The sequence below is a fragment of the Pontibacter sp. MBLB2868 genome (assembly GCF_051904785.1).
Taxonomy (GTDB): domain Bacteria; phylum Bacteroidota; class Bacteroidia; order Cytophagales; family Hymenobacteraceae; genus Pontibacter.
This window is the reverse complement of sequence record NZ_CP196710.1, coordinates 4,713,988-4,726,704: the sequence shown is the minus strand read 5'-3', so window position 1 is coordinate 4,726,704 and position 12,717 is coordinate 4,713,988. Positions and strand designations below refer to the sequence as shown.

15 protein-coding genes and 1 tRNA gene are annotated in these 12,717 nt (G+C 43.4%); 9 read left to right on the top strand and 7 right to left on the bottom strand.

Annotated features, from left to right (window positions below; translation table 11 throughout):
* Positions 1-238 precede the first annotated feature (238 nt).
* Positions 239-565 (top strand): thioredoxin, encoded by a 327-nt coding sequence (gene trxA, locus ACSX1A_RS20420; RefSeq protein ID WP_439881482.1) that lies wholly within the window; start codon positions 239-241, stop codon positions 563-565.
* Between the two features lie 65 nt (positions 566-630).
* Here the strand turns inward: trxA and ACSX1A_RS20415 are convergent, their stop codons facing one another.
* Positions 631-1,134, bottom strand: a complete 504-nt coding sequence (locus ACSX1A_RS20415; RefSeq protein WP_439881481.1) for a DUF421 domain-containing protein — start codon at positions 1,132-1,134, stop codon at positions 631-633.
* Between the two features lie 41 nt (positions 1,135-1,175).
* Positions 1,176-3,104: a hypothetical protein gene (locus ACSX1A_RS20410; protein WP_439881480.1), complete on the bottom strand. Its 1,929-nt coding sequence runs from the start codon at positions 3,102-3,104 to the stop codon at positions 1,176-1,178.
* A 147-nt stretch (positions 3,105-3,251) separates the two neighbouring features.
* On the opposite strand from ACSX1A_RS20410, the gene ACSX1A_RS20405 reads away from it, so the two are divergent.
* Both ACSX1A_RS20405 and ACSX1A_RS20400 read left to right on the top strand, forming a co-directional pair.
* A complete protein-coding gene (locus ACSX1A_RS20405) occupies positions 3,252-3,653 on the top strand; it encodes a DUF5329 family protein (RefSeq protein ID WP_439881479.1) in 402 nt (133 codons plus the stop codon).
* A 64-nt stretch (positions 3,654-3,717) separates the two neighbouring features.
* Entirely contained in the window at positions 3,718-4,074 is a 357-nt protein-coding gene (locus tag ACSX1A_RS20400; RefSeq protein ID WP_439881478.1) for an STAS/SEC14 domain-containing protein, read from the top strand.
* Between the two features lie 78 nt (positions 4,075-4,152).
* Here ACSX1A_RS20400 and ACSX1A_RS20395 read toward each other — a convergent pair whose 3' ends face one another.
* Positions 4,153-5,184, bottom strand: coding sequence for an isoaspartyl peptidase/L-asparaginase family protein (locus ACSX1A_RS20395; protein ID WP_439881477.1), 1,032 nt, complete (start codon positions 5,182-5,184; stop codon positions 4,153-4,155).
* 163 nt (positions 5,185-5,347) lie between these two features.
* Between ACSX1A_RS20395 and ACSX1A_RS20390 the strand changes: the two genes are divergently transcribed.
* The 3 genes from ACSX1A_RS20390 (at position 5,348) to ACSX1A_RS20380 (ending at position 7,261) form a co-directional block, all read left to right on the top strand.
* The gene (locus ACSX1A_RS20390; RefSeq protein WP_439881476.1) at positions 5,348-5,746 is read left to right on the top strand and encodes an NUDIX hydrolase; all 399 of its coding nucleotides are present in this window, start codon (positions 5,348-5,350) and stop codon (positions 5,744-5,746) included.
* 7 nt (positions 5,747-5,753) lie between these two features.
* Entirely contained in the window at positions 5,754-6,317 is a 564-nt protein-coding gene (locus ACSX1A_RS20385) for a hypothetical protein (RefSeq protein ID WP_439881475.1), read from the top strand.
* 233 nt (positions 6,318-6,550) lie between these two features.
* On the top strand, positions 6,551-7,261 hold the full coding sequence (locus tag ACSX1A_RS20380; RefSeq protein ID WP_439881474.1) for an OmpA family protein: 711 nt from the start codon (positions 6,551-6,553) through the stop codon (positions 7,259-7,261).
* Between the two features lie 73 nt (positions 7,262-7,334).
* Here the strand turns inward: ACSX1A_RS20380 and ACSX1A_RS20375 are convergent, their stop codons facing one another.
* Together ACSX1A_RS20375 and ACSX1A_RS20370 are read right to left on the bottom strand one after the other, a co-directional pair.
* Positions 7,335-7,856, bottom strand: coding sequence for a DUF6141 family protein (locus ACSX1A_RS20375; protein WP_439881473.1), 522 nt, complete (start codon positions 7,854-7,856; stop codon positions 7,335-7,337).
* 148 nt (positions 7,857-8,004) lie between these two features.
* Positions 8,005-9,144: a cystathionine gamma-synthase gene (locus tag ACSX1A_RS20370; RefSeq protein WP_439881472.1), complete on the bottom strand. Its 1,140-nt coding sequence runs from the start codon at positions 9,142-9,144 to the stop codon at positions 8,005-8,007.
* Positions 9,145-9,400: 256 nt separating this feature from the next.
* Between ACSX1A_RS20370 and ACSX1A_RS20365 the strand changes: the two genes are divergently transcribed.
* Entirely contained in the window at positions 9,401-10,132 is a 732-nt protein-coding gene (locus ACSX1A_RS20365) for a TVP38/TMEM64 family protein (RefSeq protein WP_439881471.1), read from the top strand.
* Positions 10,133-10,190: 58 nt separating this feature from the next.
* Positions 10,191-10,264 (top strand) — tRNA-Arg (locus ACSX1A_RS20360).
* Between the two features lie 67 nt (positions 10,265-10,331).
* Here the strand turns inward: ACSX1A_RS20360 and ACSX1A_RS20355 are convergent.
* Positions 10,332-10,667, bottom strand: a complete 336-nt coding sequence (locus ACSX1A_RS20355; RefSeq protein WP_439881470.1) for a hypothetical protein — start codon at positions 10,665-10,667, stop codon at positions 10,332-10,334.
* A 242-nt stretch (positions 10,668-10,909) separates the two neighbouring features.
* Here ACSX1A_RS20355 and ACSX1A_RS20350 point away from each other — a divergent pair, with 242 nt between their 5' ends.
* The gene (locus ACSX1A_RS20350; protein WP_439881469.1) at positions 10,910-11,323 is read left to right on the top strand and encodes a BrxA/BrxB family bacilliredoxin; all 414 of its coding nucleotides are present in this window, start codon (positions 10,910-10,912) and stop codon (positions 11,321-11,323) included.
* Positions 11,324-11,406: 83 nt separating this feature from the next.
* Here the strand turns inward: ACSX1A_RS20350 and purD are convergent, their stop codons facing one another.
* Positions 11,407-12,684 (bottom strand): phosphoribosylamine--glycine ligase, encoded by a 1,278-nt coding sequence (purD, locus tag ACSX1A_RS20345; RefSeq protein ID WP_439881468.1) that lies wholly within the window; start codon positions 12,682-12,684, stop codon positions 11,407-11,409.
* Positions 12,685-12,717 lie beyond the last annotated feature (33 nt).

Sequence of the window (12,717 nt, the reverse complement as noted above, 5' to 3'; positions counted from 1 at the left end):
GTCGTATTTTTTTGCATTGGCTATTGCGGAATAAACTTTTATTCACAACATTTGTTGATACAAATGATTTATATCTATAAGTGTAAATAGACGTAAGTAATCAGTATAAACAATTATAAATACTTAGTATAGTAACAGGACAGCTTGTCAGGTAAACACACTTTGGGCAGATATTTGCCAAACCTACAATTGTTACTATATTTAATAACTGAATTTAACACAACAAACCGTTAAAGTTATGGCTAACAAAGCAATAGAGATCACAGATGCAAATTTTGATGAGATCATCAATTCAGATAAACCAGTATTGGTAGACTTTTGGGCAGAGTGGTGCGGCCCATGCCGCATGGTAGGCCCAATAGTGGAGGAATTGGCAGGCGAATACGAAGGTAAAGCCGTGATCGGTAAAGTAGACGTAGACGCTAATCCGCAAACATCTGCTAAGTTCGGTATCCGCAGCATTCCAACTCTTTTAGTGTTTAAGAATGGTGAGATCGTTGATAAGCAAGTAGGCGCTGTGCCTAAAAATGTATTGTCGCAGAAACTTGATGCCCAAATGGCGTAAGTCTAAAAGGTATTAGTATAAAAAAGTAAAAGGGGCTCCTGCAATTGCAGGAGCCCCTTTTACTTTTACTTCGTGTCTTTCTTGACTATAATACTGATATCACCACTTCTTTCCAGGCAGGCCCTCTCTACATCCTTAATATCGTCGATGCCTCCTTTGATCCGCATGGCCTCTTCCAGGTCATGTCTGGTAACGCTGTTTGTCTCCATCACATCTTCCTGCAACTCTCCGTCCTTTACAAGCATTTTTGGTCGACCTTTTATTACATTCCCAAAAAAGCTGGTATGGTAAGCCAGTATGGCAAACAACCTGTGAAGCAATACAAGCACTAGTGCAGCTACTATGGTAGGGAAAAACGGTGCATTGCCTGTTATGGCGCGGCTTAACACAGAGCCATAAATGATACCCAAAATGATATCAAAAGCTGTATTCTTCCCGAAGATGCGTTGATTACCTACCCTTACGATAAGAAGCGCTGCTGCAAATACCAACACTGCTCTTATAGACATCTGCCACCAATTCAGCGAATCATCTCCTAAGCCAAGTACGGTATCTAAAAATTCCTGCATATAGCCTTGAAACGCGCCTGTGCAGCTTGAGGTTTTTCGGCTTAGCTTGCGTCGTTGCAGTTACATAAGTTCTTATCCAGGGAGCTGAGCACTTCAAAATTACTTTCTACTTCCTTCATCAAAGACTGCAGCTTCGCATTGTACTCCTGCACCTTCAGTAGTTTTACCAACTCGGGCTCCTGCTTGTTCAGCTGATCCAGTTCTTTTATACTTTTCCCAAACTCATTATTCTTTTCATGCATCCGGCTTATATACTGGTCCAGCATCTGGTTAGTAGTAGCTGCCACTGTCTGCAGGTTATTCTCGATGCAGAGCTGCCGCTTCAGGTGCTTGAACACAGTTTGCTCGGCAGCCTGGTTCAGTTCATCCTTCTTCTTCAAGGCCTGCTTCAGCTTAAAAGAATCGTATCGCTTGTTGTAATCTGCTATCGCGTCACGCACTTTTTCACGACAACTCTGGCACTTACTGGATGTTACCTTTTCGAGTATGGCATTCCGTTGCGGCAAGGTATCATCATTTGCCTGAAGCTCGATCAGTTTCTGAATTTCCTTAGCGTATACTTCATTAAACTGCAGGTCTTCCAACTTTTTGATCAGCCTGATTATGGCCTCTCCCTCTACGGAGGCAGATAAATACTCCGGCTTAGGAAGCTCTACGGCATAGAGTTTCGATAGCGCCACCTCACGTTTTTCAGGGTTATTCCAGGCTTTAGGATCATTCTCAAGATCACGCAGCGTATTTACCAGCACCTTACCGTTTTTCAGGTTATGGTCTGCTTCCAGGTACAGATCTGCGTTGCCAAGTATGGCTTCATACTCTGTCCTGAAAATATTCTGATAAGTAGTATTTTTATCAAACTCTTTCTCACGGGCATCAAAGGTGCTCTTAAGTCGCTTGTATTCCTGAATAATACCAAACAGATTTTTGGCATTTACTTCCGGGCTGTTATTCCGGTAGTTTAGGCGATAAGTATTCAGGTTCTGCTTCATTTCTGCAAACACACGCAAGAATTCTACATAAAGCTTTTCCTGCCGATACGTCTCGTCGTTCACCAGTTTATGCTCATAAGCATTTTGGATCTTCTGCTTGCGCTTTTCTATCAGGTCAAGTGTCACCTCATCCCCTGTCAGCACATCCATCTTGTACAACGATTTGTAGTTAGCCACCACCATGTAAGGGTAGTCTTTGTAGCCGATGAACTCTTCCAGGCTTTTACGATCGAGCTTATTTGAGTTTTTTGAAAGGTAATCTGTTAACTTAACTGACTTAATGGTTACTGTTTTCACATCGCCGGGCACAAACACATAGATGCGCACAGAGTGCAGGCGCGTGTCAAAATCCTGGCCTTCATATAAACGGATAGTAGAGCTGAACTTATACTCTCTTTTCGTGGTACGCGCATTTAGCAGATTCCCGAACTCCCCAACCAAAGAAAGTACAGCGCCAGACGGATTTGTAAGTTTTGAAAGATTGACCAGTTGGTTTGCCACCAGACTGAATACCTGATCTCCTTCGTTGTTCGTAACAGCTTTGGCATTGATCACCGCATCTATACTGTTCTGAGTAGAGGAAAGTGGCATTTTGTCAATGATACGCACCACCTCCAGGTAGTCGCTTACCTGCGTTTTATATTCCCTTTTGTCCTGGTTGATGTAGAAATTATAAAGCGGGTATACAATTGCGTCGTTACCGAAGAGTTTCATATTCTTGAGCTGCGCAGTTATAAACAGGTACTCCAGCGCATTACCGTATTTCTTCTTCGGCCTTCTCACACCCCGTTCAAGTTCATTCAGTACGCGTGTAAATTTGTTCCCGTTAAAAAGGTAAATATCAGTGGAGAGATACTGCCACTCATCTGAAAACACAAAATCATCGTTGTAACTATATCCCAGGCGGGTTTCTATGTTGCGTTGTGCAAAGGCCTGCTGACTTAGCAGCAGCAGAAAGAAAAAGAAAACTATTCTCCTCATAAACTACGTTATTAACTAATGTACAACGGCACTGAACACAGCCACCGCAGACGAGAAAGGTAAACGTTACTGGTTGAACATAAGTGCATTAAAATTGCTAATAATAACGGTAGAATCATAAAATAATTATTAACCTAAGAAAAGGATATGTTGAGAAATATTATGTTAGGTATTGCTTTAACGCTCGTATGCCCATTTGCAAAAGTGAAAGCAATAGATAGCAATTCGCTTACTAAAATAAGTATCACTGTTGCTGGTTTAACCGAAAGCCAGAAAGTAGACCGACTTATCCAATACATAAGAGGCATGAAAGGTGCTGTTTTTATCCGGAACGGCAGTGAACACACCTGCAAGGAGGCTGCTGACCATTTACAGTCTAAGTGGGAAAAGCACAAAGGTCAGATAAAAACTGCTGAAGAATTTATAGAAGAACTGGCTTCCAGATCAGGTTTATCGGGCCAGGACTACATGATCAGGTTCGAGGATGGATCTGAAACCACAACTAATGCTGTGCTTACAAAGGAGCTTAAGCGGCTGGAGCAGCTATAACTGAGCTGCCTAGAAACAGATAAAAGAACTACTTATAGAATGTACTATTTAACCTGCTTCCTTTATGATACAACTACTAGAAGAAACTAAAGACGACTTGGTAGCATTCAGAATATCTGATCATATCGATAAGAATGATTATGATGTGATGCTCCCTATGCTGAAAGAAAAGATAAAACAGCATGGTAAAATAAAAGCCTACGTCGAACTTTACGATGTGGATAGCATCTCTATAAAAGCACTCTGGGAAGAAGTCAGGTTTGATTTCAAACATGCCTCTGATTTTACCAAAGTGGCAGTTGTAGGTGATCAGAGTTGGACGGATATGATCTCGTCCATAGCAAAGCCATTTACGTCAGCAGAAGTGAAACATTTTAACTTTGATCAGCGGCAGCAAGCCTGGGAATGGATACACGCCTGATTAAAGATTGTTCTAAAACAGTAAGAGCGAAACAGATATTTCTGTTTCGCTCTTACTGTTTTAGAACTTGCTGTTTGCTTAGTCTTTGTAGATAGACACCTCTGCCTTATCATTCTTGATAAAACCACGATACATACCCGCAGAGTTGAAAGGCATGGCAAAGTTGCCATTCTTATCCAAGGCAATCACACCACCTTCTCCTCCAAAATCCACGAGTTTCTTCAGCACCACCTCATCAGCTGCCTTTTTTACGGAATAGCCTTTATACTTCATCAGCGAAGCAATATCATGCGCTACAACAGCACGGATAAAGTACTCTCCATGGCCGGTAGCCGAAACAGCACAGCTGTTGTTATCAGCGTAGGTTCCAGCGCCTATGATCGGAGCATCCCCCACTCTGCCGTAGCGCTTGTTTGTCATGCCTCCGGTTGAGGTCGCTGCTGCAAGGTTGCCGTATGCATCCAGGGCTACAGCGCCAACAGTACCGAATTTCTTACCTTCTACAAATATATTTTCGGTGCTGCTTGTGCCTCCATCATGATCCAATTTTGTTTTCTCCTCGCCTTTTAATTTCTGTAACTGATTAAAACGGGTTTCAGTGTAGAAATAAGAGGGATCAACAATCTCAACTCCGTTCATTTTTGCAAATTTCTCGGCCCCATCCCCTATCATCATCACGTGCTCTGATTTATCCATCACGGCACGTGCAGCTGTGATCGGATTTTTAATGGTCGTTACACTGGCAATAGAACCCGCCTTCAAAGTTTTACCATCCATGATGGCCGCATCCATTTCATTTTTCCCTTCATTGGTAAACACGGCTCCTTTGCCTGCATTAAAAAGTGGTGAGTCTTCCATTACTTTAATGGTCGCTTCTACGGCATCAAGGCTTGTGCCCCCTTTTTTGAGAACTGCATAACCCGTTTCCAAGGCTTCGTTCAGTTTCTCTTTGTATGCTTTCTCCTTTTCCGGGGTCATGTTTTCGCGGGTAATAGTGCCTGCGCCGCCATGTATAACCAGTGTTATTTTACTATAGTCTGGTTTGGTCTGCGCCAGAGCGGCAAAATTTACCAGCATAAAAAGCAACAGGAAATATAGATTCTTTTTCATGAGTTGTTGAAGGTAAAGTTTAAGGTTGTCAGCATAGGCAGCCAGATAGCTGCTCTTAAAGTTATGCTTTTTGATTGAAGAAACGAATCTGAGTATTAAAAGTAAGAGGCACATTTTAAACTAAATACAAGTCACTTTCAGCTGGAGAGCTTAACTTAGCAGCATGACTCTGATAGATAAAGTTGCCTGGATAGAAATACAGTACAAGCGCATACTTAGTACGCGAAGCTACGGTAAAGATGCGTACTACATTCCAGGTGGCAAACGTGAACCAGGCGAAACAGACCAGGAAACCCTGATCCGTGAAATAAAGGAGGAACTGGACGTACAACTTATACCCGAAACCCTGCAGTTTACTGGTGCTTTCCGGGCCCAGGCACATGGGCATGCGGCAGGTATTGAGGTGCAGATGCTCTGTTATACAGGTCGCTATGCCGGCACGATCATGGCAAGCTCCGAAATTGAAGAAGTTGTATGGTTAAGCTATCACGACCGCGATAAAGTATCGCCGGTGGACATGCTTATTTTCGATCAGCTGAAACAACAGGGTTTAATTGACTAAATAATACATGCGTTTTTTATTAACTCTGAAAAACTGGCAGGCTTTTCTGCTGCTCTTTGCACTGCCTTTCCTGCTACAGTATGGTTTAAAAGAACTTACTAAGGCTTTGCATTATAACCCCGGCGACCTGGCCATTACCGTACTCGATGCTTTGCCAACTGCTTTTTTAACGCTCTGGTTTTGGAGTATCGGGTTTTACATGTTTCGCCGGCTGCCCGGCAGCATCAGCATCAGTGCTGTGTATTTTCATATGGCAGCGCTTTATTTTATACTCTACGCCATGCTTATGGTCTTTACGCTGCGTGTGGTACGCGAAAGCATCACAGATGGCATCCTACCTTTTGGCATGTTGGCTATGTTAATTCCGATGCACCTCTTCGCCACTTTTTGCTTTTTGTATATGGTATACTTTGTAGCCAGATGCATCGTGACCGTGGAGGAGCAACGGGTAGTTAATTTCGGAGAGTACACTTTAGTACTAATCCAGTTATTAGTGCTCCCGATCGGTATCTGGTTCTTACAACCTCGTCTCCGAAATTTTTGTAATCCCCGGTCTTTTCAAACCCATTAACAACCCAGATAACACGAAAAAACACTGCCTTACTGGCCATTTGCCACTGACGAAAATAAATATAGGTTAAATAAAATATATCATCCAAAACTACGTTTAGGAGCAGAGTTGCATGCCCGAAAAAGACATTTTTTGGTGATCTTTATGGCATACAGCTTAATCTTTTACCATATTTGTACTATAGGTCTATTCATTATTTTTTCAAGTTCAACCAACCCAATTAACAACCAATTATGAAATTTAATTTTTTTAAGGCTTCCCTGTCACTTTTGCTGTGCACCACACTGATGGCGTCTTGTGTGTCCTCCAAAAAGTATGAAGAACTGAAAGCGAGCAAAGATGCACTGGAACGTGAGCAGGCAGCTTCTCAGCAAAAAGTAAATGACCTATCTGCTTCTCTAAAAGACCGTGAGCAAAAGCTTGCCGAAATGGAGCGTGCAATGAATGAGCAGCAGAAGATTCTTGATAACCTGAAGAACGAAGTAAATGCTGCACTACAGGGCTTTAACCAGAGCGACTTAAGCGTGAACATCAAAGATGGTAAAGTTTATGTGTCTATGTCTGATAAGCTTTTATTTGCAACAGGCAGCACTAAAGTAAACCCAGGCGGAAAAAAAGCTATTGACCAACTGGTTGACGTGCTGAAGAAGAATCAAGAAGTTGGTGTAATGGTAGAAGGCCATACCGATGATGTGAGCGTTGCAAGCGGCATGAAATACCTGACAGACAACTGGGACTTGAGCGTATTGCGTGCCACTGAGATCACGCGTATGATGACTGAAAAAGGCTTGTCTCCTGACAGAGTAACACCTGCAGGACGCTCTTACTATATGCCAAAAGATACAGGGCGTTCTGCTGAGGCTAAAGCAAAGAACCGTCGTACCGAGATCATCCTGACACCAGATTTCACTGAGATATACAAGATCCTGGGTATCCAGTCTTAGTCTCCTGTTTACTATAAAACAAAAAGCCGCTGCCCTAACCGGGCAGCGGCTTTTTGTTTTATAGTAAGTATGGCTACTGCTCTGGCTTAAGATCCTTAGCTAGTCTCACTGCTTCAAACAGCTTGTGCGGACTCTGTGACCCTATAAGCAGAGGTCTTCGGTTATAGAATAGTAATAGCACACCTTCGTTACCCGACATATTATAAGCTTTCCCTTTATGGCCCCAACGTATTCCCCAACCGCCATAATCCTGAATAGGGCTATAGGAAATGGGCCTGAAGTCCCGCACCAGGTGCATAGGTATACTAACCGGCCTCAGGTGAAACGGCCATAGCTGGACCCGCACCTCCCCGGGCAGCACTTCAGTTGTCAGCTTCATGGCATAAAAGAAGTAGGGCAAACCAAGCCCCATCAGCGCAAACAAAATCACCAGCTGTGCATCAGACACCAGGTTATCGCCAAACTTACCTCTTTCTATTACCTGATAAAAGAAGCCTGCCCAGAATAAGGACGCTGCCCCCAGAATTATTATCCACAGCCAGAACTGCTTAAACCGCTGTTGCTCTCTATAAAGTATGATCTTCTGCTCTGTCACCTAAGGTCACCCAAATCAGTTTTTTTGGTTTATTACGACTTTTGCCAACTACTAGTCATAAACCGGAAATGCATTAACCACCCCCCCCTGCAAAAGACAGGCAGCTTTACTTTAAGTATAAGTAAGCTTTTTCACTTACAATTAGTAATTAACCAATAGCCTGTTCCAGGTCAGCAAGCAGGTCTTCTGCATCTTCTACACCTACGCTCAAGCGGATCAAAGAATCGCTCAGGCCGGCTTTTATACGCTCTTCACGTGGAATGCTGGCATGAGTCATGCTTGCCGGATGGCCGCAAAGTGATTCTACACCACCCAATGATTCTGCCAGGGCAAACAACTTAAACTTCTCCAGCACGCGCGTAGCATCCTCTACTTTATCACCTTTAAGCACGAAGGAGACCATACCACCAAAGTCACGCATCTGCTCTTTCGCCACATCATGGTTCACGTGGTCTTCCAGACCCGGCCAGTATACTTTCTCAACCTTAGGATGTTGGTTAAGGTACTCTGCTACTTTGCGGCCATTCTGGCAGTGGCGCTCCATGCGCAGGTGTAGTGTTTTAATACCGCGAAGTACCAGGAAGCAATCCTGCGGCCCTGGGATGCCGCCGCAAGAGTTCTGAATAAACGCCAGTCTTTCGGCAAGTTCATCATCTTTTACGATCACAGCACCCATCACTACGTCTGAGTGACCACCCATATATTTGGTAAGTGAATGCATCACAATATCAACACCCATGTCCAGAGGTGTTTGCAGGTAGGGTGTGGCAAAAGTGTTATCGGCAACTAAAAGCAGGTTGTGCTTTTTAGCTATCGTTGCATATACTTTTATGTCAATGATGTTCAGAAGCGGATTGGTTGGGGTTTCCACCCAGATCATTTTTGTATGATCGTTGATCAGAGCCTCCACATTCTCCGGGTGCTGCATGTTTGTAAAGTGGAACTTGATGCCGTAGTTCTGGAAGATCTTTGTGAAGATGCGGTAGCTGCCGCCGTACAGGTCGTTTGTGGAGATTACCTCATCACCTGGTTTCAGCATTTTAATGATCGCATCAATTGCTGCCATGCCAGAGGCAAAGCACAAGCCATGCTTGCCGTTTTCGAGGGCAGCAAGCGCGTTTTGCAACTGCGTACGTGTTGGGTTGTGCGTGCGAGAGTATTCATAGCCTTTGTGATCGCCAGGCGACTTCTGCACATAGGTTGATGTCTGGTAGATAGGCGTCATGATGGCGCCTGTTGTTTGGTCAGGCTCTACGCCAGCGTGTATTGCTTTTGTTCCGAATTTCATAGTTAAAGTACGTTTTTAGAATGATTGGTATACTGCAATTTATAAAAATTATGCCTGAAGAAAGAACACAGGTATCCTTACGCTGCCAACACTGCAACAAAGTATTTTTAAAGCCGGAAAAATCTTTTGTCCTTTGTGTCTCGTCTATGGTTGAGTAAAACAACCCGGCGATAATCTTCCGGGAACTTCACTCTCAAAAATAAAACAAGGCCATTCCTTATGGCTGTACCATACATTTCGAGTATAATATTACTTTATGAAACTACTTGCCACCCTGCGCAACCTGATACGTGAGAATGCTTCTACCTTTGTTTCGATGCTATTGCTGGTTGTAGTGCCTGTTGTGGTTAGTTCTACGCTGGCAGTGGTCCTTTACAATCACCAGGACCTGTTGCAGAACCTCTCCTGGGCACAGCTGCTTTTATACTTTGCTATCATTTCCATTACGATGGCTCTTGCACTAACACCTACCACCTTTGTAGCATTGGTCAGTGGTTTTTACCTAAGTTGGGGTAGCTTTTCAGGTATTGTGATTTCTTATGGCATTGCCGCCCTGATCGGGTACAGCATCGCTCAACTTATAGACCATGGTAAAATGATGAGCTTTCTGAACCGATTCGAAAAAGCACGCGACCTGATGCAGGAACTAAGAAGCCAGAGCTGGAGCCTTATTTTCCTGACCCGTATTTCACCGGTTTTACCTTTTGCCCTGATGAACTTTGTGCTTTCGCTTTTGCAGGTAGATAAGAAAAAATTCTTTCTGGCAAGCATAGTAGGTATGCTTCCCCGCACGCTTTTCTTCTTTTGGGTAGGCTCACAGGCAAATGATATCATAAATTTATTGCAAGACCCTGAAAGCGGCACAAGTGGCCGGATTCTCATGATCTCCCTGATACTCATTTCGATAGGTGGCTTATACTTTGTTTTTGACCGAGCCTTGAAGAAAACACTCCGAAAAGCCGCCGCAAAAAATGAGGAAAATTTTTAAAATGGCTTGCGTATAAACAAAAAACGACGTTACTTTGCACTCACAATAACGGAAAAACGGTCACGTAGCTCAACTGGATAGAGCATCTGACTACGAATCAGAAGGTTAGGGGTTCGACTCCCTTCGCGACCACAAAAAAGCCTCTCAATTAAGTTTGAGAGGCTTTTTTATTTTCTTATCGTATTAGGCAATTGCTGTTTCATGACACCAAGTTATTAACTTCATGAAGCTTACTCCTGTATTCTTCCAGTTCAGCAAGCTCCCTCTCCTCTACATCATACTTATGATGATTCTCGTAAAGCTTACTCCAGCAGCTAAACACTTTCCATGTTTCGGAATCTCTGAAAACCTTTGATTCTTTTGGTGTCATCTGGCGGGTGTGGAAAGGCTCCAGAACAACGTCTTCTTCCAGCATGGGCACCTTTACACTAAAACACCGGCTATTAAGCACCTCAATAATTTCAGCGTTATTGCCACTTCGAGCAGAAAGGTAATAATACCGCACGCAGGTCTTTTCGTCTTGTGGGTAAAGCATAAGGTTCTGTATAAAACTGTTGAAATGCTTAACTGTTTACCCCTATACTTCATTCAGTATGAATGAGTTATAAGTAAAACCCATATTAAAAAAACATTTAAACTTATTATTGCTTTAGTAATATCTGTATAACATTTGATGCAGGTATTCTGAACAGAAACACTTATACCTCTTTAATTTGATTAGAAATTGTTAAATTTGTAGCATAATCTTTTTACCTATAACTCTGATTAACAATGGGAATGTATCCTGAATATATGGTTGCCCCAATCCGTGAGGACTTAACCTCATGTGGTTTTGAGCAGTTAATGACAGCAGAAGAAGTAGATCAGGCTCTTAAAAATGAAGGAACTGTTTTATTAGCTGTAAACTCTGTTTGTGGATGTGCGGCTTCTAAAGCACGTCCGGCCCTTAAAATGGCTGTTTCTGCTTCTGACAAAAAGCCTGCTAAACTAGTGACCGTGTTCGCTGGCATGGAACAGGACGCTGTTGCGAAAGCGCGTGAGCACATGTTGCCATATCCTCCATCATCACCGTCTATTGCTTTGTTCAAGGATGGTGAGCTTGTACATATGATTGAGCGTTACCACATAGAGGGTAATGAGCTTCATCGTATCGTAGATAACCTAAAAGGTGCTTTTGAGGCATACTGCTAATCATACCTTAAGCAGCAAAATAAAAGGGGCCGGCAATTATTTGCCGGTCCCTTTTATTTTGCTGCTTTTTGGCTAAGTCTTCTTTACCTTAAGTCAAAGCCAATGTCATGGCGGTAATTGCGGCCCTGCCAGGTAATTGCTTCAGCAGCTGCATTGGCTTTCTGAAGCGCTTCGTCCATCGTATCTGCCAGCGCGGTTACGGCTATAACACGCCCTCCATTGCTGATCAGCTTATCGTTAAGCATTTTAGTACCGGCATGAAACACCAATACATCAGATGGCACATTTTCCAGGCCGCTAATCTCTTTCCCTTTCTCAAATCCCTCCGGGTATCCTCCTGATACTAAAAAAACGGTAGCAGCGGTACGCGGATCAATTTCAAGTTTGTAGTCTGCCAGGGTATGATCGTGCAATGCTCTGAACATTTCAAAAATGTCAGACTTTATGCGGGGAAGTATAGCTTCGGTTTCCGGATCTCCCAGGCGCACGTTATACTCAATTACGTAAGGGTCACCGTTCACATTCATAAGGCCAATAAACAGGAAGCCGGTATAATCCAGCGCATCTTCCTGCATTCCCTTCAGTGTTGGTAGTATCACACGCTCCTTCACCTTCTGCATAAAGGCATCGTCAGCGAATGGTACCGGCGATATTGCCCCCATTCCTCCCGTGTTCAAGCCTGTATCGCCTTCGCCAATGCGCTTGTAGTCTTTGGCCTCTGGCAGAAGCACATAATCTATTCCATCGGTAAGTATGAACACTGACACTTCGATACCCAGCAGGTACTCCTCAATAACAACCTTGCTACTGGCTTTCCCAAACCGCTTGTTACGCAGCATATCCTCTAGGGCATCAATTGCCTCATCAAAATCCTGGGCAATGATCACGCCTTTACCCGCTGCCAGGCCGTCAGCTTTCAGTACTACCGGATAAGCATGATTTTTTAAATACTCAACCGCATTGCGATAGGTATCTTCTGTAAAAGTTTCGTAGCGTGCTGTTGGTATATTATACTTTTGAAGAAATGCCTTACAAAAGTCTTTGCTGCCTTCTAACATCGCACCTGCCTTTTTCGGGCCAACAACTAAGATGTGTTTTAGATAATCCGTCTCCTGAAAGAAATCATGAATACCTTCTACCAATGCATTTTCCTGCCCCACCACGATCATCATGATATTGAAATCGGTGGCAAACTTTGCCAACTCAACAAAATCATGGATGTCGATACTTGCGTTGGTGTGAAACTCGGAGGTGCCTGCGTTTCCGGGGGCTACAAATATTTTATCACAATATTCACTTTGGCTTAGCTTCCAGGCAATGGCATGCTCCCGGGCACCGGATCCGATAATCAGTACGTTCATGTTAAATTTGTTATTTGTTCAACTGTTAAATGG